The sequence below is a fragment of the Pseudoflavitalea sp. G-6-1-2 genome, assembly GCF_012927185.1.
GTDB lineage: Bacteria > Bacteroidota > Bacteroidia > Chitinophagales > Chitinophagaceae > Pseudobacter.
Window position 1 is genome coordinate 63,419 of sequence record NZ_JABBGB010000002.1, and the last position, 25,642, is coordinate 89,060.

Below are 25,642 nucleotides of genomic sequence, written 5' to 3' on the forward strand. Positions count from 1 at the left end.
GGTTTTAGAGGAAGTTGATTGGTTCACCGTATTCATCTTTCAGTGGCGCATCGGGATGCGCCTTGTTGTATTCGATCAGCGAAGTCTGAAAGAAGGAACGATAGTATCTTACCTGTTCGTCGGAGAGTTCATCCATGTACTGATTGTCCCATCTGAATCCGGTTACATTGATCATGTACTGATGCTTCGCTACACTGTATGGTCCCCAGTAATATTGAGAAGCAAATTCATCCCATGCATCGGGCCTGCTGAGCCGGTCGGTAAACTGCAGCTTGCGCCAGAGTTTGCTGCTCTCTCCCAGTTCGAAGTTTTCATCTTCCTTTACTCTGATGCCGAGGGAAAGCGATTTGTTCTTCAGTTCGGGAGTACGTTTGATGATCACCGGTACGCGTGCATGAACAGAATCCGGTTTTATTACATAGAGATCCTTTACCGAGGCATCGTCGAATGCCACGTAATGCTGGCCAGCTATTGCATTTTCAACTCCGGGCAGTTCGTATACCTGCAACGTGTATTTTCTGTCTTTGGATGCTGGTTTGCCGATGGTGTAAATATCGAAGTAAACGGTATCCACCATTTTACTGTTGTCGTAATAGTAGAAAGTGGCAGACTTCAACGTATCCATGAATGTTGGATAGGAAGTGCCGGGCGGATTGAGCGGCGGCCCGAACTGCAGTCTGGCTTTGTGATTGAAAAGATAGTACTGATCCTGCTTGCAGCTGATGGCAACTGCTGCGAAGAGACAGCAAATGGTTATAGAAAATATTCCTGATTTCATTTTAAGCAGTTTTATTTGATAACTTCTACAGTAGGCATCGGCATGATGTAATTCACCGTGGCGCTGGTTGGACAAAACAGAATAACGCTCTTAGGAGCATTGATCCTTTTGTAGGCATAGTAGGCCTGCCCTTCTCCATAGAATTCTTTTCTGTATTCTTTGATGATCTCGCTGTACAATGCTGCCTGATCTGCAGGAGCAGCCAGCTGACCGATATTTCTGATGGTGCGGAATTGTTTGAAGTATGTGAGTCCGTCTGCAAACGGAGCTGTTTCCGCAGCAATGAGATACATTTCGCTGGTGCGTAACATTGGGATCTGTTTGTAGTCGGTGTCGGCATCGGTAGAAGACTCGGCCAGCGGCAGGTACTTTCTCATTACATAGTTATTGGAACCGTTGCCCAATGTAATTACACTCCAGAGCGAACTTTCGCGCACATCCGTACCGGTATTGCCATACAGGCGGGTGGTGATGGTATTGGCGGTTGTTCCTTTTCTGTAAGTGGCATTGCCGAAGTTGTTGGAGAAAATATCGTTCAGGTTGTAATGATACATGCCGAAGATCTGTTCTGTGGTAAGCGGATAATTCTTTGATGCATACACTGCCGATGTAGCAAGCGGGAATTTATCCGTCCCATCCGCATTCTTTGCTTCGATCACTTCTCTGGCTGCAGTCAGCGCCAGCTCTTTATCTCCATACCACAGATGTGCTCTTGCCTCAAGCGCTGTACTGGCATAATAGTTCATACGCAGGTAGCGGTATGCAAAGAAAAGATCTGCAGGGTTGAATCTGCGCGTTGGTCCGGGATAGCGCAGCTCCGACATGGAGAAGTTGAGAATGGGATCCACTGATTTCAGCAACTGTTTGCCTTCGCTCAGATCTTTGAAGATCTTTTCTTTGTATTCGCTGAAACCAATATGTGCATTCAGCTGGTTGGAATATTCCGTTACGTATGCCAGTTGATTGCCTTTGCCGGGATCCACTGGTGACGGGCCATAGAGCCGCATCAGATCGAAGTGAAGATATGCGCGGAAAGAAAGACATTCTCCTTTGATGAGCTCGTACATTCCTTTTGTGCGGAACACTTCTTTCTTGCTGTCGATATTTCCCAGGATGGCATTGATATGCGCAATCACTTTGTATTGCTGACTGAAGATGGCGTTCATCCGCGTAATAACTCTGGCATCGGAATAATTGAAAAGGCCGATCTGCTGCTCGAATGAATTGGTGGTTATATCCCATCCGGAGATGATATTCTCGATATCTGCAAACGTAAGCGCTTTGCCATATGCATCCGCATGTTTGGCCAGAATGTAAACACCGGTGAGTGCATCTTTGAAACCTGCTTCACTGTTGAAGAGCAGCTCTTCGGGGATCTGCGTTTTGGGCTGAACATCCAGAAACTTGTTGCAGGATGTGAGCATTGCCATGAGCAGAACAACAGCAGTTATAATGGATTTATTGATCTGTTTCATTGTTTAGAAAGTTGCGTTTAAGCTGAGTGAAAACTGTCTTGAGAACGGATAGGTGGTTCCTCTCTCCCTTCTTACGGTGGAGATGTACATCGGTTCTGCCATGTCTGCCGAGATATTGATGTTTTCAATTCCCATGCGTGTCAGCCATTTTGCATTTCTGAAATCGTATTGCAGGTTGATGTTCTGCATAACCAGCGTGTTCTCGTTCTGAACAAACCGCGACGACTTATAGGTGGGCTTTGTATTACGGATGCCTTTGAATGGCGCCTGATCTCCCGGCTTCTGCCATCTTCCGAAGAAAGAACGCTCATCCATATTGTAATCGAAGTTGTTGCTCTCTACACGCTCTACGAGGGTTTGATTGTACATCTGTCCACCCAAACGGAAACGGAATGATGTGTTCAATGTAAATCCTTTGTAACGCAGCATGGTACCGAAGTTTCCGAAGAGATCGGGTTCTGTTGTGCCTGCCGGCATCACATCATTGCCAGACCATGTGTAGGTAGGTGTTCCATCTGCTCTCAGAAACAGTTCATTGCCGGTGCTGGGGTCGATGCCCAGTGATCTCACTACCCAGATGGTATTGCTCGAATACCCTTCGATGAAAAGCTGACCAGGATCGGTTTGCAGATCGCGGATGCTTTTCTGCGCATCTTTCAATGCTGCTGATGTGCTGATCACTTTATTGCGGTTCTGCAACACTGCTCCGGTTACGGACCAGGTGAGTCCTTTTGGTTTCTTCATCAGGTAACCCGTTGCACGCAGCTCGAAGCCCTGATTGCGGAGCTTGCCGATATTGGCCGTGTAGTAACTGAAACCGTTCGATGCCGGTGTGTTTACTGATGAGATAAGATCGTTGGTGGTTTCGATATAATACTCGCCATTCAGCATCAGGTATCTGTTGAAGAGCTCGATATCTGTACCCACATTGTATTTGAGGGCCTGCTGCCATTGAAGATCCTTATTACCATATCCAAGCTGATAAGTGCCGTTCCAGTTGTAATAGCGATCGTCTGTGAAATAGGCGTAGGTGGTCATTGCCTGATAAGCGTTGAAGTTGGTAGAACCCGTGATACCCACAGATCCACGGAGCTTCAGTCGGTTGACTACAGAGTTGGCATTGAAGAATTTCTCTTCGTGGATATTCCATCCGAGGCCTACAGACCAGAATGGAGCAAATCGTTTGCGCGATCCGAATTGTGATGATCCGTCTACTCTGAACACCACGTCAGCAAAATAGCGGTTGGCGTAATTGTAATTCACGTTTCCTACAAATCCGAGCGCTCTCGATAATGCTTCATCGCCGGTAGGTTTGCCTCCTTTCGCATATTGCTGACCCATGGTGATGAAGTCGAGCCGCTCATTGGGGAAGCCCTCTGCGAGGAATCTGTAGCTCGATGCCTCATTCTGACGGATATTGAAATCCGCTCCGGCAAAGAGATTGTGGTTTTGGCCAATGATGGTGCTCCAGGTAAGGTTCAGCGATCCATCGTAGGAGAAGGCGTTGTTTACACTGTAGGCATAATCTCCTTTTCGGAAAATATCCTGACCAGAATAATTGGCGAAAGCAGTATGATCAGCAGGACGGAATTTGTCTGTCTGTGTCTGGGATTTGGTGATGCCCAGCTGTGCCCGCACTCTCAGATCATTGTTGATTCTCCACTCGATGGTGGTGTTATTGGTGTATGCTGTCTGATTGCTTTTATCGAATGTATGCAGTGTGGCGTTGTACAGCGGATTGGTGGGGAGGTTTCTCCATCTGCCTATCCAGTCTGTGTTTCCGGGATTTCCGAGAAATTTGTTCACCTTTCCGTTTTCATCGTAAGGCGCCCAGTAAGGATTCTGTTTCACATAATCTCCGAAGGCTCCATATGGACTTTGCCTGCTCTTCACTGAAGAAATATTCAGGTAGTTTCTGAACAACAGTTTGCGGTAGGTATAAGAAAGTGTGATGGTTCCGTTGGTGGTCTTTCTGTCGGAACCTTTCATAACACCAGCTACATTGTTGGTTTGAAATGCGGCGGAGTAACGGAACTGATTGTCTCCTCCTTCGATGCGGATATTGTTTCTCATGCCGTACGCATTGCGAAGAGGAAGGGCCATCCAGTCTGTTTCCACTCCCCTGTTCACTTCATCGAGCAGGTAACTGTAGTATCTTTTGAGTGGCAGATCGTCTGAGGTATTTACGAATTCATAATAACCTGCGAGTCTTTCCAGTTCGAGTTTGTCGCGGCCTTTAAGCAGTGAGTAGCCGCTGAGATCAGCAGTTTCGAGATTGATATTGGTGCCGAAACTCACTCTCAGTTTGCCAGGTTTGGGCATTCTGGTGGTGATCACCACAACGCCGTTGGCGCCTCTGGAACCATAGATGGCAGTGGCTGCAGCGTCTTTGAGAATGGTGATGCTTTCAACATCGTTTTCATTGATGTTGAGCAGGGCCTGCAGGGTTGATTGAAATCCGTCGAGAATGATCAGCGGAGTATTCAGCTGTGCATTCGATTCGTTGCGGATCTCGTTTACGTTTGGAATGCTGGAGTTGCCGCGGATCTGGATCTCCGGCAGTCGGTTGGGATCCGATCCGAACAGATTGCTTTCGATGATATTGAAAGATGGATCGATATTGCGCAGGGATACAATCAGGTTGCGGTTTCCGAACTGCTTGAGCTCTTTATTGGTAACAGTGCGCGATGCACCGGTAAAGCTTTTGTCCTCTTTTTTGAAGATACCGGTGGATACAACCACCTGATCCATGTCTCTCACACTTACCTTGAGGATGGTTTCCACTACTCTTTGTCCGGGTTTGAGTCTGATCTCCTGCGTCTCGAATCCTACGTTTGAAATAATGAGTGTAGCATTCTCATTGACCCTGCTGAGATAGAAAGTACCATTATCAGCAGTGTACGTGCTTTGTGAAGCGCCTTTCACTCTTACGGTAGCGCGGGCAACGGGATTGCCGACGGCATCTCTGATTCTTCCGCTTACAGTGATCAGCGTATCTGCCAGCTCTGGCAGGTATACGTTGGAAGGCTGTACTATTGCCGTTCTTTTAGGCGAAATGAAAATGCTTTTTCCTTCAATGAAATACTCCAGCGGTTGCCATCTGAACAGCGCAGCCAGAAATTGTTTCAGCTCAACATCATTGGCTTCGAGTGTAACGGGCTTTGCATTTCTGATGGCAGCTTTGCTGTACAGAAACACAAAATCAGTCTGCTTCTCTATTGAAGCAAATACAGCTTCCAGTGTGGTCTCCTTTGCAGAAAAACTTACTTTCTGGGAAAGTCCGGTTGCAGATACTTGTAAGAAGCAGGCTGTTAACAACACAGTCGTTAGCTTCATAACTAACAGGGTTTTGGTGATGTAGGGGCGCTTCAACCAGGCCGACCGCCTACAAATAGCAGTTTTTAGCATACTTTTGCTTTGTTTGGGTGATGAAAACAGTCTCAGTAAAAATTGTATTTGTTTACCCATACATCCGCCAGAAATGTTCCCGCATTTCTGGTTTTTGTTTTGAGTAAAACCTTTTATGTTGTTTGATTATAGTATCACAATGGTATTTCCTTCTTTGCGCAGCTTCACGCCCATCTTTTGCAGATAGTCCAGAATTACTGACAGGTTTACGTTCCGGTACATTTTCCCTTTGAGGGTGATATCGGGTATGGCGTTCTGGTATTTCACCTGAATATTATACCATCTTTCGAGTTGCCGCATGATGGAAGGGAAATCAGCATCGTTGAAACTGAAGAGTCCGTTCTTCCAGGCAAACGCCTGTGCGAGGTCAACTCCTGAAATCACTTTGATGCCATCTTTTTGCTGAGCAGATACAGTTCCCTGCTGTCCCGGTTTTAAGATGGCCGACTGATCTGCTTTGATCAGTTTTATGCTTCCTTCCGCCAGTGTGGTTTTGATATTGGCTTCATCTGCATAAGCATTCACGTTGAATGCTGTTCCCAGCACTTCGATATTCGATTGATCGGGCATCTCCACAACAAAAGGCTGCTCTTTATTCTTCGCTACATCGAAATACACTTCACCTTTTATTTTTACCAGTCTTTGTTTCGAAACGAAACTGGCAGGGTAAGTGATGGAGCTGGCGGCATTCAGCCATACCCTGGTTCCATCGGGAAGTGTGATCTGGTATTGTCCTCCTGTAGGCGTAGACATGGTGTTCCACATTACAGTATTGCCGGAGGCATTGGCTGGTATGTATCTGATCTGTCCGTTTGCGAGTTTCTCTACCTGTACGTTTCCCTGTTGTGCGAGCTGGCCATTGGCAGCGCTGTCGAGAACAATGCGCCTTCCGTCTGCCAGGGTAAGCACAGCTTTTTCTCCACCGGGCAGCACATCGGCAGCCTGCTCTTCCTTGCCTGCGATAACAGGTTGTTCCGGCGGTTTATTTGAATTGAAATAATAAACGGTAGCGGTACCGGCGAGTAATACGATTGCTGCTGCATATTTGATCCAGCCCCGGCGCAATCCTATACGATGAGCAGGCGGAATTTCAGCCGTGGATGATTCATCCTCCAAAGCCTTTCTGAGCATCGTTTCGCTTTGCAATCCGGTAAGTATGTTTTCTTCTGAATCGAAAGTATCCCATGCCTCATTCATCAGCTCCAGCAAGGCGGGCTCATTTTCGGGAATTGCGGCAAGCCGTGCCAGCTCTGCTTTTTCAGCGCTGCTGGCGGTTCCATCGATCAGCTTATGGTAAAGAAAAGATAATTTGCTTGTATCCATTATTAACCTAGACACCAAATGAAAAGGGAGGGGTCAATGCCGCACAAAATATTTTATCGGGTGAGAAAAATGATGAGCACGGCGGGCAGATCGGGGTAATGAGCGCGCAGTTGCTTTTGGATGGATTGCAGCGCCATACTGATATGCCGCTTCACCGTTTCGGAAGAAAGCTGCATTTCCTGTGCAATCTCTGCATGTTTCAATCCGCGCTGGCGGCTCAGCAGATAGGCTTTCTGTTGCTGTGGAGGAAGTTGTTCGATGGCATTGGCTACAATAGCATCGAGGTATTTGAGATCGGTGGTATCGCTGATCTCTTCCACGGTATGCTGATGCTGAAGAAATTGGTTGTGCCTCAGCAGTTTCCGCCCGTGATCTCTCATGGCATTGAGGGCCTGATTGCGACAGATGGTGAACAGCCAGGATCTGAAGCTGCTGATAGAAGCGAGCTGACTGCGTTGTCGCCATGCTTTCACAAACGCATCCTGCGTGATCTCTTCTGCCGCTTCCTTCGAGGAGGTGAGCTTATAGATATAGGTTGCCAGTGGTTTATGGTAGGTATAAAAAAGTATGGAAAATGCTTTCTCATCTCCTTCCGAAACACGAATGAGCAGGTCCTGTTCTGTATGTAAATCTGGCGCCGTCAATCAGGTAATTAACTGTATTTTTTCTGTAAATGCAAGGAAAGGCTGGAATGGTAAGGTATTGAACAAATTTTCATGAGGGACGGCAAAAATAGGGAAATTGTAAAATAACCGAAATTTAAGCACAGTTTTGGCTGTGTTGCAGTACGATCGAAATCAAAACCTTTCAGCATGAAAACATTATCCGGTTTAGTTGAACAGACAAAAGTTTGCTTACTTTTCTTCGTTGCTGTCTTGCTTTCATTAACGGTCAATGCCCAGAAGAAAACCATGCATGCAGCATTTGTGGGCACCAGATGGGAACCCAGTACCATGATGGGCGGTGGAATGACCAGTACACAGGTAATCATTTATTTCAGACCGGATGGCACTTACACGCATACATTGGGCAACAACTGGCAAAAGGATATCGACGGACATTACACCATCGTTCCCGGAAGTATCCTACTCACGGATAATAAAGGAGAAAAGGAAACCATCCCTTACAAAGGCGATGGCAGCTTCTGGTACGATCGCACTTCGGTATACAAAAAAGAACCTTCCAATAAGATCCCACCCGGCTATTACAGTTTCAGCACCAGCTCCGGCAGCGGCGGCATTGGTTCCGGTACCAATGCCCCATACGTGGGAGGCCGCTCCCATAAAGGATTTCAGTTCAATGCCGATGGGAGTTTCACATCCGGCACATCCAGCTCCACTTACATTTCGGGTGAAAATGTAAGCGGTTACGGAAACAAAAAAAGAGATGAAGACGGCACTTATACCATCAAAGACGGATTGCTTACACTGCACTTCAACAATGGCGAAAAAAGTGTGAACAGCTGTTTCACTTCCGATGCCGTATCGTCGATTGTTCTGAACGGCACCACGTACTATGCGGAAGAAAAAGATGCAAAGAAAGAATCTGCTGCTGCATCACCCAAAAGTGCACCGGTGGCCGATGCCGCATCCGCAAAAGCATTTCTGAAGAAAGTGAATCAGGCAAACGGCGGTAAACAATTGGATGAAGTAGTTACTGCAAAACTGGATTATTCGATGGGAAACGGAGCTATTCAGATCATCACCCTGCTCGATCTGCCGCAATCCAAAATACGGATGGAATACAGGAGGAACGGACAATTGATGGGCATCGAACAGACCGATGCCAATGCAGGATGGGAATATGCCAATGGCAAATCAACTCCCCTCACCCCACAAAGGATCAGGGAAATGCAGGATGTTTTCTTTCATGGCATATTCAATCTGCAAACGTCCCGGCTGAACTCATTAAAACTGCTGTCTGCACCAAAGGCTTCCGGCGAAGAAACAACGCTGGTGGTTGGTACACCCGATGGAACTGTGCTGGGATGGGCGTTCGACAAGGATAACCATCTCACAGGTAAAGCCAGCAAGATCGATGGGAAACCAGTCACGCATTTCTTCTCAGGTTTTAAAACTGTTCAGAACATAGTACTGCCTTTCTCTGTAAAGGAAATCAGGGATAATAAAACCTTCACTTATGTGTTCAGCAGTTTTGAGATAAATCCATCACTGGGCGCCAATGCCTGGGCGAAGCCGTAGGCCGCCCTGCACTACCGGTAAACCAGTATTTTTCTCCTACACGCTTCATTGTTCATAAATCGGTGATCCCCCTTTCTGATATACCATTATTTTTGTTGATACAACACCACTTAATCAATAGTTCCGGACTATGAAACAGCATTATTTCAGATGGACTGGTTGCTCCCTCCTGGTTGCGACCTTATTGATGACGAATTGCAAAAGCGATCCCAAATCGCCTGCAGCCATTGCGAAACTTACAGATACCGCCTTTGTGAAACTCATGGAAGGCAATCTCGATGCAGCACAGGAAACGGCTGCAAGTGTGATCAATGCCGACAGCAGCAATGGCCTCGCTTACCTGCTCAGGGCCAGCAACCTGCTTTTTGAAAAAGGAGATCTCAGTCTGGCGCAGGCCGATCTGGAGAAAGCCGTGCAGCTGAGTCCCAACAACGGTGTCTGTCATGCATTTCTCGCAGAATGTTACAGAAAACAAAGCAATGCAACAGCCGCGAAACAGTCTGCGGATAAAGCCATCAGCCTTTTGCAGTCACCTGCTACAGCCATGGATCATTTCGCCCTGGGACTTGCACATACCATTGCAGAGAAACCGGAAGCAGCCATTGCCGATTACAGAAATGCCATCGCACTTAACCCGCGTTATGCAGGAGCCTATCTGAAAAAAGGGGCCCTGTTCTATGGCCAAAATCAGAACGATTCTGCATTTGCGGATCTCTCGAAAGCCATCGAGATCAACGATGGTTTTGAAGAAGCCTACATGATGCGCGGCAATATTCTTTTTGCGCAACAACAGTTCGACGCTGCTGCGCAGGATTACAGCAAAACCATTGCGCTCGATCCCAAATCACCAACGGGATATCTTTACAGAGGCAATATCTATGCGAAGCAAAAACAATACGAGCAGGCAGCCACCGATCTTACCAAAGCCATTGAATTGAGTCCGGACAATATGGATGCCTATATCGAACGTGCCAATGCTTACTACTACAATAAACAATACGACGATGCACTGAGCGATTACAAAAAAATTGTAGAGATGAGTCCTGATTTCGCCAATGGATGGCTCTACGTAGGTATTGTGCAACACGAAAAACAACAGTACAACGAAGCGATAGCGAGCTACACAAAAGCGATCGACCTCGATTCTGCGAATCTCTACGCATATGCCAACCGCGCCGATGCGCTGGATGCCATCGGAGAAAAGAAAAATGCGAACAGGGACAGAAAAATATACGCTGACCTCGGCGGTGAAATCACTGCCTCCGGAGAAAGCACCACACGTTCCATTTTTCCGGGAAGCACATTCGATGCATCCGAGGCCAGGGCTGCATTAGAGCGTGGATCATCCACCATCCGCGGAAGAGCCTGCACCAAAGTAGACGGAAGGATCTTCGATGCACAGGGAGTGAAAGTGGTACTCTTCCCCGTAACAGCTTATCTCGAAGAATGGTACGATCTCAGAAGAAAAAAAGAAGGACGGAAAACGAATGTGTATATGTCTACCGAAGCCAATCAATACCGCATCGAAACCTCCTGTGATTACGATGGGCGTTTTGCATTCGAGGGATTGAAACCGGGGCGTTATTTCATCCAGATCATTCATAATTTCAATCAGATGAAAACTGCCAGAATCTATACCGGTTCTGATACTTACTGGAATGGCCCGGTGAGGACCACCACCAATTACTACTACGATCAGAACTATGTGGTGGCACGCTCCAAACGACTGGAAAAATGGGTAGAGATCAAAGAGGATGGCGATACTAAAAAAGTAACGCTGGCGAATGGTCTGATCAAGAGTTGTGTATTCTGATAAAATATTGGATCAAACTGCTAAAGGGGACAGGGAAAAATTATTCCCTGTCCCCTCTTCATTTGCAAATATTAATTTTGATAAAATCATTCGCGTATGTACCAGAGGAAGATACCGGAGTTGCTGGATTGCGGCCTGGCCGTAGCTCTCAAAGTGATCGGCGGAAAATGGAAGTCATGGATCATCGACTGTATCCGGCGTGATATCAGAAGACCGAGCGCCATTCATCGTGAGATGGATGTGATTGCACCTCGTGTGATCAATCTTCATCTGAAAGAACTGGAAGAGCATGGCATCATTTACAAAGTGATCTTTGCCGATGTTCCTCCGCGCGTTGAATACAGGTTCACTGCTGTTGGTGAAAGTCTGCTGCCCCTGCTCGCTCAGCTCGAAGACTGGGGCAATGCCAACAAAGAATACATCAACCGCAATGTGGAAGAATATGCTCCGGGCTCCTGCCAATTTCTGCCGGAGCAGCAGGCGGCAAAAGCCTCGTAGCCATTAACGCATCACTTTGATGATGGCAGCATGCTCCTCTTTTCCGAAACCCGCATCCACTGCACGTTGGAAGAGATTGGCGGCAAACTCCGGAAGATCACTGCCGATGCCTGCTTCTTTCGAATGCTGCACCAGCATATGCAGATCGAGCGCTGTTGTATTGATGGTGCTTTCTGGATCAGTGAATTTTCCATGATGAATTACATTGCCCATATGCTTCGATTCTTCTGCCAGCATGGGTGAAATATTTGCGATCAGCGATCCGAACGCATCAACCGGCAAGCCTGCATTTTCGGTGATGAGTGCGCCATGCACAAATCCAATCCAGCTGCCTGCGAGATAGGCCATCACCGAGTTGAACATCACTGCAGATGCCCCAGGTTCATTGCCAACATAACTGATTGTTCCCAATGCTTTCAAAGTTTCTTCAAACTCAGTAATGGCACTTTGATTGCCCGACATAGTGATGGTCGCTTCCGGCGTTCCTACCTGTCTTGGCCAGGCGAGTATATCTCCATTCAATGCTCTGCCTCCGTTCTGTTGCACCCACGCATCGAACTCACGCGCTTCTTTCGGTGTGCCGGTGCTGAGCTGCACGAGTGTTCGATTGTGAAGCAGACTGGCATCCACGCCGTCGAATATCTTTTTAGACACTTTGTAGTCAGATACGATAGTTACCACCAACGGACTTGCCTGGATGGCAGTTGCGAGATCCGGCGCTGCTGTGGCTCCTGCTGCAACAAGCGGCGCTGCTTTTGATGCATCTCTGTTCCAGACTGTAACGTCAAATCCGTCGGAAACGAATGCTCCTGCAATGGCGGATCCCATGGAGCCAAGTCCGATTACCGTTACTTTTTCTCTTGCTTCGTTTGCTTTTCCTGTAGTCATAAATTTGTCTTTTGTTTTATTGTTGATGCAAACTTAGACCAGCCATCCACCCTGAACAATAAGGGAAAAAAGTTTCAGGTGGGGGAAAAATTTAGCCCTGTGGCTGCATCAAAAGCGAACAATCCCTGTATCAGAAATGATACGGCTATATCAGGAATAGTATGGTAATTGTTTGTTATTCAGTTGGATATGGGCTGGCACACTCTTGAGTGATCATATCAGCCGGAAATCAGCCGGTATACGTTAATATTGTCACTATGCTGAAATCTTATCTCAAAATTGCCTGGCGGAATCTGAGCCGTAATAAAACTTATGGAATACTCAATATAGCCGGACTGGCATTATCCATCACCTGCGGCATATTGGTATTTGTGCTGGTGAAGTATCATCTCAGCTTCGATAATTTTCATAAAGATTCTGCGCGCATCTATCGCTTCGTAACGGAGCAGCACAGAGATGAAGTAACTTATTCATCGAGTGTGCCGCCAGCATTCGGAGCAACGTTCCGCAACGATTACAGTTTTGGTGAAAAAGTAGCGCGCATAGTGAGTTTCGATAAAGAACTGATTTCGATTGAAAGCGGGAAAGACGTAAAGAAATTCAAAGAAGCATCCGGGCCTGTGTTTGCAGAGAAAGAATACTTCGAGATCTTCAATTTCCCGATGCTGAAAGGCAATCAGCAGACAGCTTTAACTGAACCCAATTCTGCCATCATCACAGAAAGGCTGGCGAAGAAATATTTTGGCAATGATGATGCAATGGGTAAAGTGCTGAAGGTGGGCAATAAGATTGAAGTGAAGATAACGGGAGTACTGAAAGACCTCCCTGCCAATTCCGATCAGGAAGCGGGATTGTTCATCTCATGGCCAACCATTGCCCGTTACGACAATTGGTTTTCTCAGCCCGATGCATGGGGCGGTATCTCCAGCGAGCTGCAATGCTTTGTTCGTTTAAACGAAAATGTGCAACCTGCATCTGTGGAAGCAGTGTTGCCTGCTTATGTAAAGAAGTATCGCCCTAAGAATAAGAATGTACACGTGTACAAACTTCAACCGATTGCCGACTGGCATTTCGATGCACGATACGGTGGTGTGATGGAAAAAAAGAATATCTGGATACTGTGTTTCATTGGTCTGTTCCTCATCATTACTGCCTGCGTTAACTTCGTGAATCTGGCTACAGCACAGGCTTTGAAGCGATCCAAAGAAGTAGGCATCAAGAAAGTGCTGGGAAGCCTCCGCAATACATTGTTCTGGCAGTTCATTGCAGAGACTGCGATGATCACCACTGCAGCAGCAGCGCTTGCTCTTGGTTTGGCTTATATATTGTTGCCCGCGGTGAACGATCTGTTCAGTGCATCGGTTAACCTCAACATATTTCAGAACTGGCAGCTGCTGCTGTTTATTCCGCTGCTGATATTGCTGGTAACATTTTTAGCGGGTGTATATCCCGGCATGGTGTTATCCGGCTTCAGACCTATTACGGCATTGAAAGGCAAACTGTCCATGCAGCATATCGGAGGGTTCAATGTGAGACGTGGATTGATTGTGGCACAGTTCAGCATTTCGCTGGTGCTGATCATCAGCATGATTGTGATCACCCGACAGATGGAGTACGCAAAAAAATCGGAACTCGGATTCAGAAAAGATGCTATCGTAATGTTGCCGCTGGGAGCGGATTCTATGGGAGTTGCCGTGCAGACATTGCAGCACAAGCTGGCTGATATTCCGGGGGTGGAGAAAGTAACTGCCTGTTATGCGGCGCCCGGTTCGGAAGAATCGTGGTTCAATATGGTGAGCTTCGATAATCGTCCGGAACCTGAAGATTTCAGAGTGAACATCAAAGCAGGTGATGATCAGTACCTGTCTGCATTCGACCTGAAACTGGTTGCCGGCAGAAATATCTTTCCATCAGACAGTGTTCGTGAGGCGGTAGTGAACGAAACGCTGGTGCGCAAACTGGGCATAAAAAGTGTTGAAGAAGCGATTGGTCACAAGATCAATCTGAACGGTGGTAAAACTCCTGCAAGTATCGTAGGGGTAGTAAAAGATTTTCACGATAAATCTTTTCACGAAGACATCAACCCCGTTTGCATTACAAGTTATACCGACTTTTACGGTAATTATGCAGTAAGAGTAAGACCCGATAAACTCGGTTCTGTATTGCCACAGCTGGAAGCAGTGTGGAGCAATATGTATCCTGAAAAACTCTATGAGTCTCAGTTTCTGGATGCTAAGATTGCAGCGTTCTACGAAACGGAAGCAACGATGCTGCAGCTGATCCGTGTGTTCTCATTCATTGCCATCTTTATCGGATGCCTTGGCTTGTATGGACTGGTAGCGTTTATGGTAACCCAGAAGACCAAAGAGATCGGTATCAGAAAAGTATTGGGAAGCAGCATGCGCGAGATCCTCTGGATCTTCGGAAAAGAATTTGCGCTGCTGATTGTGATTGCATTCTTAATTGCCGCTCCGCTTGGATGGTGGCTGATGCATAGCTGGCTGCAGGATTTTGAGTATCATATCAACATCGGAGTAGTTGAATTTGCATTGGCTATACTGCTGATTGCAACGGTTACAGCCATTACGGTAGGATTTCAAAGCATCAAAGCATCGCTGATGAACCCGGTTAAGAGCCTGAGGTCAGAATAAGTGATTGATGCTTTCTAAAATAGTTCGATTGGAATATTAACGTTGAACGGGCTAAGTTTTCTTAGCCCGTTCTTAATTTTATTGATAGCGGAATTATTTCAGCAAGCCGAGCAATGCCTCGCCCACAGCCTTGGCTGATTGCGGGTTCTGGCCGGTCACTACCCTGTTGTCTACTGTTACGTGCGGCTGCCACAAACCTGATTTTTCAAACTTCGCTCCGCGTTCGATCAGTTTTGATTCCAGTGCAAAAGGAACCACGTTTTCCAGTTTCACTGCCGCTTCTTCTTCATTGGTGAACGCATTTATTTTCTTGCCGTCCACGAGATATTTTCCGTTGTTCAGTTTGATGTTCACCAAACCTGCAGGGCCATGGCAAACAGCGCCTACGACTCCGTTGTTCTCATAGATGCGTTGAGCAAGACCTGCCAGTGCTGTGTTGTCTGCAAAATCCCACATGGCTCCATGTCCGCCTGCGTAGAAGATAGCTGCATACTCATCCGGATTGATTTCCGATGGCGTATGCGTGTGCTCTACTTTGTTGCGGTACTCTTTATTTTCCCAGAATTCTTTATTGGTGGCATCGTCGAGATTGAAACCATCTACAGGTGCTTTGCCTCCTTTCGGACTAACGAAGTCGATCTCATAACCGGCCTTGTGCAGTACTTCCCAGGGATGTGAAACTTCACTAAGGTAATAACCGGTTGGTTCGTTGGTGCTTCCTTTTTTATCGTGGCTTGTAACCACAAACAGAACTTTCTTTTTCATAGTGCTTTTTTTAGTTTGTGCCAGAGCATGGTTACTGATTGCAAAACTTACTATTGCAAGTACCATCAATAGCTTTGAAACAGATGAAATGCGTTTGCTCATTTTTGTATTAGTTGATTTGCAGTACAAAATTGGGAAAAGCATTACTGCCGGCACAGGAGCCATATCACAGATTAATTGTGATGTAGGTCACACTATTTTGAAAGGCGGCTGAGTGTTTCTCTCGAAACGCCGAGATAACTGGCGATCAGGGTTTTGCTCACCCTTTGAAAAAGTGAGGGGTATTGATGAAGCAGCAGATCGTACCGTTCACTTGCATTGTTGTTGAGCAGCGATAGGATGCGGCGTTGCGAAGCAAGAAAGCCTCCGTTCAGTTTTATTCTGAAGAAGTGTTCAATCTTGTGAAGATCGGCACAGAGCTTTTCGCGATTGGTGAGTGTGATGCCCAGTACCTCCACATCTTCCAGACAATCGATATTGAGCATTGCCTTCGTTTGATTTGCATAAGCCTGATAGTCGCTGACCCACCAGTCTTCCATGGCAAACTGCAAGATATGCTCCTTGCCTTCATCATTGGTATAACTTGCCTTGAGCAATCCGCGCAATACAAAATTATCTGTGAGAACAGCATCGCCTTCCTGAACAAGAAACTGATGTTTCCTGAGTTTGCGCAAAGTGAAATGTGAAAGGATGTACTCGAATTCCTGATCGGAAAGCGGCGTGATCTTCTCTATATGTTGTCTCAGTGGATGGCTCATGCAAGTTTTTTACGGATTGCCTGCTGATTGATTTATCAGCCCGCTAAGGTACGAAAAGACAAGAGACGGGTTTATGCGGGATTGGTCGAAAATGCCATTCTGAAACTGATGAATGAATAAATACTGAAACCCTTATTGGGCATTGGTTTTATGTATATGTAGCTGAATACGCATCCCGGCCGGACGATTCTTCTGTCGAAATACACGGACGTTTCCGTATCGGCGATTCCGGCAAAACAGAACATGACTTAATTTTACAACCGCACTGCCCCACCTGTTCTGAGTTCTGTCAACATAAAAACATTCGCCATGCGATACCTTATGCCTGTTTTGCTGATCATTACGGGGCTGCAATTGCCTGCACAGGAACTTTATCTGGATGATGCAAGCTTCCACAAAAGCCGGCAGCCCGGCGATGGCATGTGGGTTGAAAAAGTGAATCCCGCAGATCAATCCAATGCTCAATACTCCCGCGACAATATCACTTTCAAAAAAGGAAAACAATTCGTTTACAATTATTATTTCATCGAACACAATGGCAAGGAGAAAAAGAAGTTCCTGCTTTCTTCACGCGATTCGATCAGCAATCCTTTGAGACTTGCAAAATATGATCGGCCGGCAGATAGCCTGCTCGATAAAGTTTTATTGCAGGTTACGGATGAGAAAGAAACTTATGCAGCCTGCATGCAGGACAGCTCCTGCACGCAGACCACCATTCTGTATACTTATCTGATGCGGCAACCTGCCGGAAGCACTGCTGCTTCACTGTTCCGAAGCAAACGATCGGGGCAGCTCTATTCACAGCAGGGTGCAAGGGCCACAGGTGTGGTAGACAACAAAAAGAATATCTGGCTTCATCCTCCGAGGCAATTCACTTTCAGGATTCTGCAACTCAGCCCCTTCCCTTTTTATCTGTTCGATACCACCATAACAAACTGGGCATGGAATGTAGAAGTTGGCGGAGCTTATCTCGATCCACGATGGATAAACAGCAAAACCAATTTGATTGTGCGGTATGCTTATGAAAGAGTGTCGGATGAAGTGATCACAACGCCTTTCGGCAATCTCCGGTGCAAAGTGGTGATTGGAACCGGGCGATCAGTGTCGCATCCGGAATTCAGCTCCTCGATGAAGAGTTACTTTCATCCCGAATATGGATTTGTATTGATGGATTACAAAAATGTCGACGGTTCAAAACTGGTATTGCAGTTGGAAGAATTACAAACTGCCGATGCATTCTGAGTTGCAGCAGAATTCCGCAAACTAGCTCCTGCCCGACTTCTCCAGCAGTTCCGTTGGTGCATACCCATACTTCTTTTTGAAAGCGAAGGAGAAATGCGAAAGGTTCTCGAAGCCAACTTCATAACATACATCGATGGGCTTCTTCTTTTTCTCTACAAACTGGTAGTGCGCCAGTTCCAGTCTTTTTTGTGTAAGCCACTTCTGGGGCGTTGTGTGAAATGCTTTCCTGAAATCCCTTTTGAAAGTGGTGAGACTTCTGCCTGTGAGGTACCCGAATTTATCCAGACTTAAATTGAACATGAAGTTTTTCTCCATGTAGCCGATGAGATCCACTTTTCCGGGTTCTTCAAAGTTGGTGAGCACATCATCTATCGATTGATCGATGGCGCGGAGAATGCTGATGGCTTCCGTTATTTTGAGCGTAGCGATATCTCCTGGTAATGTGCTCATGTCGAAATATGGCAGCAGTGAAGCCAGGCAACTTTCCAGCAACGGATGATTGCTGAAAGATAGAATGCCATGCTGCGCCTGTTTGGGTTTTACAGAGAGATTGGCGTAAAACTTTTTCAGCCTTTCTTCTGTGAGGTGCATCACTACTGTCTTGTGTGGCGCTCCATCTTTTGGATAATTGATGATGGTGGCAAGCTGATTGCGGGGTATCAGAAATATATTTCCCTTTTTGAAAACATAGGTGGCATCTGCCTGCACAATTTTGGTTTCCCCGGAGAGGAACCATATGAGCATATGATGCTCAAACATGATGTCTGATTTGAAGAACTTGTCTTCATAACAGCTCAGCTTGATGTCTTCTGTGATATACCTTGCCTTGTACTCCATCGCCGGTTGATTTGGCATGTTGATGTAATTCAATAATACAAAAAGAAAATGTTACGGATCATTTTTTTCAGATGGATTGTCCGCCATCCACCAGAAAATTGGCGCCGGTGATAAAGCTGGCCTGATCTCCCGAAAGAAATGTGATGAGGTTGGCCACTTCATCCGGATTTCCGAATCTGGATAACGGAATGGTGCTTGTCATCTGCTTTTCCAGTTCATCGTTCAGTCCCAGTTTGTTCATGATCTCAGTTGCAACCGGACCTGGACTCACTGCGTTCACCCTGATCTTTCTGGGAGCCAGTTCCAGTGCCGCGATCTTCATCACCGCATTGATGGCCGCTTTGCTGGCTGCATACACGGATGCCTGCTGTGGCGAAATAGTCGCTGAAGTGGAACTCAGAAATATCACAGAGGCATTATCGTTCAGCAAAGGAATGAGTTTGCTGAGTGTGAAATAGGCCCCTTTGAAATTTACGTTCATGATAGTGTCGAACATTGTTTCGGTGGTCTGTTCTATGGGCGACAGGTTTGTGATGCCTGCATTGATGAGCAGTATATCGATCTTGCCGATCCGGGCAATGTCAGTTGCTAACTGGTCGATGTCGTTGAGGTTCGACTGGTCTGCGATGAGACCAGTTGCGTTCAGTTCGGCTGCTGCTTTTTCAACAGCTTCCTTTCTTCTTCCTGTGATGATTACGTTGGCTTGCTGTTGCTGCAATGCTTTTGCTGCTGCATAGCCGATTCCACTGTTGCCGCCTGTTACAACGGCCAGTTTGCTGGCAGATGATTTCATGATGTTGAGTTTGTGCTTTGAGGAATTATTGAATGTTGAAAGTGATGCCGGTGGTTTCTTCGGTCCATTGCCAGAGTTGACGGGCATTGGCTTCGTCGAGTGAATACAGCTTTACACCGGATGTTGAGGAGAGATCTGCTGAAATCCGCGCTATGTCTGCGTCTTCGCAATACACACCTCCGATATTACTGAGCATGGGACTGGTGGCGCACCATACTGTTGTGGCTGCTCCCTGCTCAATGGTTTTGAGTGATGCTTCCACTTCGGGCAGCATTTTGCCTTCGGCATCTACGAAGCCCAGCTGCTGAAATAATTCCAGAGGGGCTTCCCTGCCGAGCTCAGTGCCTTTAATGGAACCGGGATGCAGTGAGTAAGCTCTTACCTGATGCGCTTTAGCGCGATTGTCGAGCTCCAGAGAAAACAGGTTGCTGGCGGTTTTGGATTGTCCATATCCCTGCAATGTTTCATATTCCCTGTGATAGAAATTGGGATCTTCAAAATTGAACGGAGCAAACTGGTGGCCTTGTGAAGATACATTCACTACCCTGGCTCCATTGGCCTTTTTCAATGCAGGCCATAATCTGGCAGTGAGGCGGAATTGTGCGAGGTAATTGGTAGCGAGTTGCGATTCAACTCCCTCACTGTTCCTTCTAAGTGGTACCCACATGATGCCGGCATTGTTGATCAGCAGGTGAAGCGGTTTTTCTGAAGCAAGGAATTTGGATGCAAAGGCATCGATGCTGGCGTTATCCATCAGATCCATTTCTTCGATCTGCACATTGGGAATGCCATGCAGATTGGTGAGCGCTTTTGTGATATTCCTCGCAGGTACAATCACTGTAGCGCCCGCAGCGGCAAGCACTTTGGTTGTTTCTAGTCCGATTCCGGTATTGCCTCCTGTTACGATGGCTGTTTTGCCCGTGAGGTTGATTTGGCCGATTACTTCAGTTGCTGTAGAATGTGCATTGAAGCCTGTGTTGATGGGGTTTTGCAACCCTCCCTGATAATTGTTCTGTTCCATAATTTGTTTGTTTTGTTGGAACAAAAGTAGAGAGAGTTGCCGGCCGAGACTTTGTTCAGAAGTCCGAATATACTTTGTTTAAAAGACCACTATCGGATCAGTTCTTTTTCTTTCAGATAGTCGAATATCAGTTTGTCTACCTCCGAAATTTTGGGTTTGTCTTCGTAATGCAGCCAGACCATTTCTTCTATTTCTGCATCGGGAGAAAGTTCTCCGGAATAATCGGCCATATAGCAGGTCATCTTTACGATAACTCCTTCTGCATGTCCATGGGCCTGCGCTTCGAATGTTCCGAGATATTGAAGTGTGTGTGGTTGCAGTTCAACACGCAGCTCTTCTCTGATCTCTCTGCACAATGCCTGTTCATCCGTTTCTCCTTCCTCTCTTTTGCCACCGGGAATGTAATATTTATCCTTCCCATAACTTTTGGTGGACAGAATGCTGTTGTTCTGAATATGTATCCAGGCGAGTTTATCGATATATTTCATGGGGTGCCGAAATTAAATAATCCTGCAAATATACAGTACCAGCCTGTGTTTTAGGCATCTCTTCTCCTTCTCACCTGTTTTACTTTTCCGGTGATCTTTCCCCAGAATGCTTTTACAGGCCAGAGTACTTTTTGTGTGAACATCGATTTGTCTGCCAGATAATATTCTCCTTTTGCCTGTGCAAGAATATAGACCAGCTCATAAGACGAAGGCATTTGAGGATATGCGCGATTGACGGCTTCCACTGTTTCTTCGGAAAGATATTCGAAGTTCAGGGCGGGTTTAATGATGGCTCTCCATCGAAGCGTGTCGTTGGTTTCATTGGAGAAGGCATGTGTTACGCCGGGCTTAACGGTGAAAGTTTCATTGGGATTTAGCTGCACTTTTTTTCCGTCGGCCATTAAGGTTAGTGTGCCTTCAACAGCTATGAAATGCTCCGATTGAAGCGGGTGTTTATGCAATGGTGGTCCGGGTTTGCCGGGAGGCAGGGTTACTTCGAATTCGGCATATTCGCCATTGGTTTCTTTGCCTGATTTTATCAGCAGCACGGTTTCTCCCGTTGGCAGAATGGTCACTACTTTTTTGCTTGATATTCTGGGCATGGTGTCTGTAATTGTTTCGCTCATAGCCTGACTGGATAAGAAGATGAATGATGCTGCAACGAGAACTTTCATGTATTCTTTTTACAAAATTACACGGGCGATTCAGTAGATTAGCGTGTGGTATCATGCATGATACCTGTTGCTTTTTTGCTGATGAAAAGATGTATCATGCGCCGCTATTTATCTGTATGAAAAAAAGAAAACCTACGAAAGAGGATGTCCGCTATTTGCAGGACACGCTGTATGTGATCGGTGGGAAATGGAGATTCCTTATCATGCTTTCACTGGCACAGGGCAATAACCGCTTCTCAGATCTGAAGCGGAGCATCGCCGGCATCACAGCAAGAACTTTATCGCGCGAATTGAAAGCGCTTGAGCTGAACGGCATCGTTATCCGTGAAATGAATAACCACGATAATACGCCTGATTACAATATCACCATCTACTGCAATTCTTTCGATCCCGTAATTCAGTCGATGATCGACTGGGGCAAACAACACCGCCAGAATCTGAAAGAAGCAGCCAAAAGAACCGCTGCTGCCAAAGCCCTCAGTCAACCTGCCCTGACGCGCACGAAAAAGCCACGCTAAAAAAAATATGGTTTTGCCTTCACCCTTTTTGACCACCTGAGTGCTTTATAGGGTGCATCTTAGGATGCATTCAATATTTCGCTTATGAGAAAAAGTCAAAAGGTAACAGGCAGTCTGTTATTTTCCGGAATATTACTGGCAATGCAGCCGGTTGCCGCTCAGTCTCAGGCTGTGGCAAATCTGAGTGAGCCGGGCGCCCGAGCCGCCATTCTGAATGAAGTGGTGCGTGCCGTAACCATCGACCATTACAGTCCCAAACCAATTGATGATAATTATGCTGCCGGCATCTACAGCAATTTCATGCAGCAGCTCGATCCTGCCCATACGATTTTTCTGAAGCAGGATATCGATCGTTTGCAGAAACTCAAATCGGGCATCGACGATCAGCTGAAGCAGGGATCTGCTGCTTTCTTCGATTCAGCTATCTCCATTTATAAATCGCGACTGGCAGATTTCAAATTGCTGGTCCCCCAGCTGCTCAGCAAGCCGCTGGACCTTACCACTACTGAAGTTCTTAGCTCTGATACCAAAAACCAACCTTATCCTTCCGGCATAACCGGAAGAAACGCAGCCTGGACCAAACTGCTGAAGCTGCAGGTATTGAAAAAATATGTGCTGCTGCTTCAACAGCAGAAAGATCAGCAGAAGCTGTATCCTGCACTGGAAGCGAAAGCCAGAGAGGTTGTGAAGAAAACGGCACTCGCGTGGGCCGGCAATGCACTCACCGATAGAGCAATCGACGACAAATTCTGCAAGTATGTGGATTGCGTTTCCAAACAAATGGATGCGCATTCTCAGTACATGGCACCGGGATTGTTCAAAACATTTGCAGGAGCCGACGGCAATCCATATTTCAGCATCGGTGTAACGCTCACAACAGAGGATAACGAAGTATACGTGAAGTCTGTAGTGCCAGGTACCGGAACCGAAGCGGGTAAAAAAATTAATGCGGGTAACAGAATCATAGCCATAGAAGACAGCACCGGTACAATGACGCCTGTATCCGGATTGAACACACAGGATGCCACATTCCTGCTTTCCGGTAAACGCGGAACAGCAGCCAGGCTTATCATCGAAAACGAAGCACTCGAAGAAGTGACAATTAGCATTCCCAGAGAGGAAATGAAATACACTTCGTACAAAGCGAAATCTGCACTGATTACACATAACGGCAAGAAGATCGGACTGATCAATCTGCCTAATTTCTACGGAGGGCCTTTCTCTGCAGTGAATGCAGCCAATGATGTTGCAAAAGAACTGAAGAATCTGAAAGCGCTGGAAGCGGAAATGATCATCTTCGATCTCCGCAACAATCCCGGCGGATCTTTGACCGACGGAACTTCCATCGGCGGTTACTTCTTCGGGGAAGGACCAGTAGCCAAAACAAAAGCAAAATATCTTCCTGAAACGCATAGTGCCAGCAAGCAGCATCTGATGTTTGAAGGTCCGCTTACAGTAATGGTAGATGAGTCGAGCGCTTCGGCATCTGAAATGTTCAGCGCGGCTGTGCAGGATCGCGGCAGAGGAATTGTGATCGGCACATCCAGCACATTCGGAAAAGGAACAGCACAGAACTCGATTTCGATCCCCGATCCTAATCATACAAAAGGCTCACCATCCGCAGACTTCGGAAGCATGACGCTTACCCAAAAGAAATTCTACCGCATCAGTGGCGGTACAACACAGATTGGTGGCGTTATACCTGATATTGTGATGCAGGATAGGATGAGCAATACCAGCATCCGTGAAAAAGATCTGCTGAATGTATTGCCCATCGAAACCATTGAAGTAAAAGATTTCAAACCCGGCAAAAGAAATTTCAATTACGGGTTGGTAGTAAAGAATGCGCAGCAAAGAATAAAGCTCAACAAAGCCATGCAGCTGATCGGCATCGAAATGAAAAAAGAACAGCAGCTGCTTTCCGGTCCGGTTAACCTGAACTGGAAAAGTTATGTAACACGTTCAAAAGAACTTGCACAGCTCAAGGCCAGCATCAGCAAAAACAAAAAGCTCGGCGATGGTCAGTTGCTGCAGGTAGAATCGGGTATTCCGGAATGGGTGAATCCCAATACAATTCATCCTTTCGAGATGCTTGAGTACGAAGCATGGCTCAACAGTTTGAAATATGATATCTATCTGCAGGAAGCAATCAGTGTTTCTGAAGATATTCTTGCCAACCCTATGTAAAGCTCCTACGTAAATACCCCTTGTGTCAGAACCCGCTTCAGTAGCGGGTTCTGTGCTTTACACCTACCCTGCAATATTCAACTTTCTGGCAATTGCCCAGCAGATCAGTGCCATTGTACAGATGCTGGCTCCGAGCAGTGATACGCCGGTCCATCCATAAGCTGCGTACATATTGGTAGTGCTCAGAGATCCGGCGGCACTGCCGATGGAGTAAAATATCATGTAACCTCCGGTGATGCGGCCTCTGGCCTCCGGTTTAATTTTCAGAATGATGCTTTGATTGGTTACGTGTACGGCCTGCAATCCAAAGTCGAATACAATGATGCCTGCCACCAGCATCCAGAGATGCGGAATGCCTCCATAGATGAAGATCCAGGAGAGCAGCATTACTGCCAGTCCGATGCCGCTGGTCCATTGTGCCCATCCTTTGTCGGCGAGTTTGCCGGCCCTCACTGCGCCGAGAGCACCTGTTACGCCTGCGAGGCCAAACAATCCCACTTCAGAATGGCTCATGTAAAACGGCGCATCACTGAGTGGAAATACCATGGGTGTCCACAAAACAGTTGCTGCTCCGAAAATGAACATAGCGAGCAAACCTCTTACGAGCAATACCGGTGTGTTGAAAAATAAAGTGAATACAGATTTCAATAACTGAGGATAACTGCCTGTTGCTTTTGCTGGTGGAGTGGAAGGCAATTGACGGTACAACAGAAAGGAGAACAATAGTGTTGCGGAAGCAGAGAACAGGTATACGGTTCTCCATCCCGACCAGTCGGACAAGGTACCGGAAATGGTTCTTGCGAGCAGAATGCCGATAACGATGCCGCTGGTAACGGTTCCTACAACAGTGCCTCTGTCCCGATCCGTAGAGCGATTGGCGGCCAGCGCTACCATCGATTGAGCCACTACTGCCATCAATCCCATACCCATCATTGCGGCCAGCAGAATTATGGTAGAATGTGTAAAGCCAACGATCAGCAAGAATAAGGCAAGCAGTGCAAGTTGTGTTGAGATCAGTTTGCGGCTGTCCCAGAGATCACCGAGCGGAACCAGCAGCAGCAGTCCGATGCCGTAACCGATCTGCGTAAAACTGATCACCATGCCGGTGCGGGAAGATGGAATATTCATGTCGCGGCCAATGGCATCCAGCAAAGGTTGAGCGAAGTATACATTGGCTACCGAGAGTCCGCAACAAATAGCAAGCAACAGCACCAGGCCTGTACTAAGGCCCTGAAATGGGGCTGCGACAGATGTTTCAGCTATATTCCCTCCTGTATTTGTATTTATTTTCATATATTCGTACTTGTGATTTGCAAGTAAAACT

21 protein-coding genes are annotated in these 25,642 nt (G+C 46.7%); 7 read left to right on the forward strand and 14 right to left on the reverse strand.

The window, feature by feature from the left end; translation table 11 throughout:
• Nucleotides 1-4: 4 nt before the first annotated feature.
• The 5 genes from HHL16_RS10010 to HHL16_RS10030 form a co-directional block, all read right to left on the reverse strand.
• On the reverse strand, nt 5-778 hold the full coding sequence (locus HHL16_RS10010) for a DUF4843 domain-containing protein (RefSeq protein ID WP_169425073.1): 774 nt from the start codon (nt 776-778) through the stop codon (nt 5-7).
• Between the two features lie 11 nt (nt 779-789).
• On the reverse strand, nt 790-2,253 hold the full coding sequence (locus HHL16_RS10015) for a RagB/SusD family nutrient uptake outer membrane protein (RefSeq protein WP_169425074.1): 1,464 nt from the start codon (nt 2,251-2,253) through the stop codon (nt 790-792).
• A 3-nt stretch (nt 2,254-2,256) separates the two neighbouring features.
• Nucleotides 2,257-5,589, reverse strand: a complete 3,333-nt coding sequence (locus HHL16_RS10020; protein ID WP_169425075.1) for a SusC/RagA family TonB-linked outer membrane protein — start codon at nt 5,587-5,589, stop codon at nt 2,257-2,259.
• A gap of 198 nt (nt 5,590-5,787) precedes the next feature.
• The gene (locus tag HHL16_RS10025) at nt 5,788-6,984 is read right to left on the reverse strand and encodes a FecR domain-containing protein (RefSeq protein WP_169425076.1); all 1,197 of its coding nucleotides are present in this window, start codon (nt 6,982-6,984) and stop codon (nt 5,788-5,790) included.
• Nucleotides 6,985-7,037: 53 nt separating this feature from the next.
• Nucleotides 7,038-7,628 (reverse strand): RNA polymerase sigma-70 factor, encoded by a 591-nt coding sequence (locus HHL16_RS10030; RefSeq protein ID WP_169425077.1) that lies wholly within the window; start codon nt 7,626-7,628, stop codon nt 7,038-7,040.
• Between the two features lie 168 nt (nt 7,629-7,796).
• On the opposite strand from HHL16_RS10030, the gene HHL16_RS10035 reads away from it, so the two are divergent.
• The 3 genes from HHL16_RS10035 to HHL16_RS10045 all read left to right on the forward strand — a co-directional run bounded on the left by HHL16_RS10035 (nt 7,797) and on the right by HHL16_RS10045 (nt 11,496).
• A complete protein-coding gene (locus HHL16_RS10035) occupies nt 7,797-9,185 on the forward strand; it encodes a hypothetical protein (protein WP_169425078.1) in 1,389 nt (462 codons plus the stop codon).
• A gap of 130 nt (nt 9,186-9,315) precedes the next feature.
• On the forward strand, nt 9,316-10,998 hold the full coding sequence (locus tag HHL16_RS10040; RefSeq protein ID WP_169425079.1) for a tetratricopeptide repeat protein: 1,683 nt from the start codon (nt 9,316-9,318) through the stop codon (nt 10,996-10,998).
• A gap of 96 nt (nt 10,999-11,094) precedes the next feature.
• A complete protein-coding gene (locus HHL16_RS10045; RefSeq protein WP_169425080.1) occupies nt 11,095-11,496 on the forward strand; it encodes a helix-turn-helix domain-containing protein in 402 nt (133 codons plus the stop codon).
• Nucleotides 11,497-11,499: 3 nt separating this feature from the next.
• Here HHL16_RS10045 and HHL16_RS10050 read toward each other — a convergent pair whose 3' ends face one another.
• A complete protein-coding gene (locus tag HHL16_RS10050) occupies nt 11,500-12,384 on the reverse strand; it encodes an NAD(P)-binding domain-containing protein (protein ID WP_169425081.1) in 885 nt (294 codons plus the stop codon).
• A gap of 257 nt (nt 12,385-12,641) precedes the next feature.
• Here HHL16_RS10050 and HHL16_RS10055 point away from each other — a divergent pair, with 257 nt between their 5' ends.
• A complete protein-coding gene (locus HHL16_RS10055) occupies nt 12,642-15,035 on the forward strand; it encodes an ABC transporter permease (RefSeq protein WP_169425082.1) in 2,394 nt (797 codons plus the stop codon).
• Between the two features lie 93 nt (nt 15,036-15,128).
• Here HHL16_RS10055 and HHL16_RS10060 read toward each other — a convergent pair whose 3' ends face one another.
• On the reverse strand, nt 15,129-15,800 hold the full coding sequence (locus HHL16_RS10060) for a type 1 glutamine amidotransferase domain-containing protein (RefSeq protein WP_169425083.1): 672 nt from the start codon (nt 15,798-15,800) through the stop codon (nt 15,129-15,131).
• Between the two features lie 194 nt (nt 15,801-15,994).
• Complete coding sequence (locus tag HHL16_RS10065) at nt 15,995-16,558, reverse strand: Crp/Fnr family transcriptional regulator (protein WP_169425084.1); 564 nt, start codon at nt 16,556-16,558, stop codon at nt 15,995-15,997.
• A 309-nt stretch (nt 16,559-16,867) separates the two neighbouring features.
• Between HHL16_RS10065 and HHL16_RS10070 the strand changes: the two genes are divergently transcribed.
• Nucleotides 16,868-17,800 carry a hypothetical protein gene (locus HHL16_RS10070; protein ID WP_169425085.1) on the forward strand — a complete coding sequence of 311 codons (933 nt, stop codon included), beginning with the start codon at nt 16,868-16,870 and terminating at the stop codon, nt 17,798-17,800.
• 21 nt (nt 17,801-17,821) lie between these two features.
• On the opposite strand, the gene HHL16_RS10075 is transcribed toward HHL16_RS10070, so the two are convergent.
• The 5 genes from HHL16_RS10075 to HHL16_RS10095 form a co-directional block, all read right to left on the reverse strand.
• On the reverse strand, nt 17,822-18,655 hold the full coding sequence (locus tag HHL16_RS10075) for an AraC family transcriptional regulator (protein ID WP_240966084.1): 834 nt from the start codon (nt 18,653-18,655) through the stop codon (nt 17,822-17,824).
• A 49-nt stretch (nt 18,656-18,704) separates the two neighbouring features.
• The gene (locus tag HHL16_RS10080; protein WP_169425086.1) at nt 18,705-19,430 is read right to left on the reverse strand and encodes an SDR family oxidoreductase; all 726 of its coding nucleotides are present in this window, start codon (nt 19,428-19,430) and stop codon (nt 18,705-18,707) included.
• Nucleotides 19,431-19,455: 25 nt separating this feature from the next.
• On the reverse strand, nt 19,456-20,451 hold the full coding sequence (locus HHL16_RS10085; RefSeq protein ID WP_169425087.1) for an SDR family NAD(P)-dependent oxidoreductase: 996 nt from the start codon (nt 20,449-20,451) through the stop codon (nt 19,456-19,458).
• An 89-nt stretch (nt 20,452-20,540) separates the two neighbouring features.
• Entirely contained in the window at nt 20,541-20,939 is a 399-nt protein-coding gene (locus HHL16_RS10090; protein WP_169425088.1) for an NUDIX domain-containing protein, read from the reverse strand.
• 50 nt (nt 20,940-20,989) lie between these two features.
• Nucleotides 20,990-21,613, reverse strand: a complete 624-nt coding sequence (locus tag HHL16_RS10095; RefSeq protein ID WP_169425089.1) for a cupin domain-containing protein — start codon at nt 21,611-21,613, stop codon at nt 20,990-20,992.
• A gap of 116 nt (nt 21,614-21,729) precedes the next feature.
• Here HHL16_RS10095 and HHL16_RS10100 point away from each other — a divergent pair, with 116 nt between their 5' ends.
• Together HHL16_RS10100 and HHL16_RS10105 are read left to right on the forward strand one after the other, a co-directional pair.
• Nucleotides 21,730-22,131, forward strand: a complete 402-nt coding sequence (locus HHL16_RS10100) for a helix-turn-helix domain-containing protein (protein ID WP_206022363.1) — start codon at nt 21,730-21,732, stop codon at nt 22,129-22,131.
• 84 nt (nt 22,132-22,215) lie between these two features.
• On the forward strand, nt 22,216-24,318 hold the full coding sequence (locus tag HHL16_RS10105; RefSeq protein WP_169425090.1) for a S41 family peptidase: 2,103 nt from the start codon (nt 22,216-22,218) through the stop codon (nt 24,316-24,318).
• A gap of 63 nt (nt 24,319-24,381) precedes the next feature.
• On the opposite strand, the gene HHL16_RS10110 is transcribed toward HHL16_RS10105, so the two are convergent.
• The gene (locus tag HHL16_RS10110; RefSeq protein ID WP_169425091.1) at nt 24,382-25,611 is read right to left on the reverse strand and encodes an MFS transporter; all 1,230 of its coding nucleotides are present in this window, start codon (nt 25,609-25,611) and stop codon (nt 24,382-24,384) included.
• Between the last annotated feature and the right edge of the window lie 31 nt (nt 25,612-25,642).

Coding starts and splice junctions, on each gene's coding strand:
- HHL16_RS10045 (WP_169425080.1), top strand. CDS start 11,095: ATGTACCAGAGGAAGATACCGGAGTTGCTGGATTGCGGCCTGGCCGTA.
- HHL16_RS10070 (WP_169425085.1), top strand. CDS start 16,868: ATGCGATACCTTATGCCTGTTTTGCTGATCATTACGGGGCTGCAATTG.
- HHL16_RS10040 (WP_169425079.1), top strand. CDS start 9,316: ATGAAACAGCATTATTTCAGATGGACTGGTTGCTCCCTCCTGGTTGCG.
- HHL16_RS10025 (WP_169425076.1), bottom strand. CDS start 6,984: ATGGATACAAGCAAATTATCTTTTCTTTACCATAAGCTGATCGATGGA.
- HHL16_RS10095 (WP_169425089.1), bottom strand. CDS start 21,613: ATGAAAGTTCTCGTTGCAGCATCATTCATCTTCTTATCCAGTCAGGCT.
- HHL16_RS10050 (WP_169425081.1), bottom strand. CDS start 12,384: ATGACTACAGGAAAAGCAAACGAAGCAAGAGAAAAAGTAACGGTAATC.
- HHL16_RS10055 (WP_169425082.1), top strand. CDS start 12,642: ATGCTGAAATCTTATCTCAAAATTGCCTGGCGGAATCTGAGCCGTAAT.
- HHL16_RS10020 (WP_169425075.1), bottom strand. CDS start 5,589: ATGAAGCTAACGACTGTGTTGTTAACAGCCTGCTTCTTACAAGTATCT.
- HHL16_RS10010 (WP_169425073.1), bottom strand. CDS start 778: ATGAAATCAGGAATATTTTCTATAACCATTTGCTGTCTCTTCGCAGCA.
- HHL16_RS10060 (WP_169425083.1), bottom strand. CDS start 15,800: ATGAAAAAGAAAGTTCTGTTTGTGGTTACAAGCCACGATAAAAAAGGA.
- HHL16_RS10085 (WP_169425087.1), bottom strand. CDS start 20,451: ATGGAACAGAACAATTATCAGGGAGGGTTGCAAAACCCCATCAACACA.
- HHL16_RS10035 (WP_169425078.1), top strand. CDS start 7,797: ATGAAAACATTATCCGGTTTAGTTGAACAGACAAAAGTTTGCTTACTT.
- HHL16_RS10065 (WP_169425084.1), bottom strand. CDS start 16,558: ATGAGCCATCCACTGAGACAACATATAGAGAAGATCACGCCGCTTTCC.
- HHL16_RS10090 (WP_169425088.1), bottom strand. CDS start 20,939: ATGAAATATATCGATAAACTCGCCTGGATACATATTCAGAACAACAGC.
- HHL16_RS10105 (WP_169425090.1), top strand. CDS start 22,216: ATGAGAAAAAGTCAAAAGGTAACAGGCAGTCTGTTATTTTCCGGAATA.
- HHL16_RS10100 (WP_206022363.1), top strand. CDS start 21,730: ATGAAAAAAAGAAAACCTACGAAAGAGGATGTCCGCTATTTGCAGGAC.
- HHL16_RS10015 (WP_169425074.1), bottom strand. CDS start 2,253: ATGAAACAGATCAATAAATCCATTATAACTGCTGTTGTTCTGCTCATG.
- HHL16_RS10075 (WP_240966084.1), bottom strand. CDS start 18,655: ATGCCAAATCAACCGGCGATGGAGTACAAGGCAAGGTATATCACAGAA.
- HHL16_RS10080 (WP_169425086.1), bottom strand. CDS start 19,430: ATGAAATCATCTGCCAGCAAACTGGCCGTTGTAACAGGCGGCAACAGT.
- HHL16_RS10110 (WP_169425091.1), bottom strand. CDS start 25,611: ATGAAAATAAATACAAATACAGGAGGGAATATAGCTGAAACATCTGTC.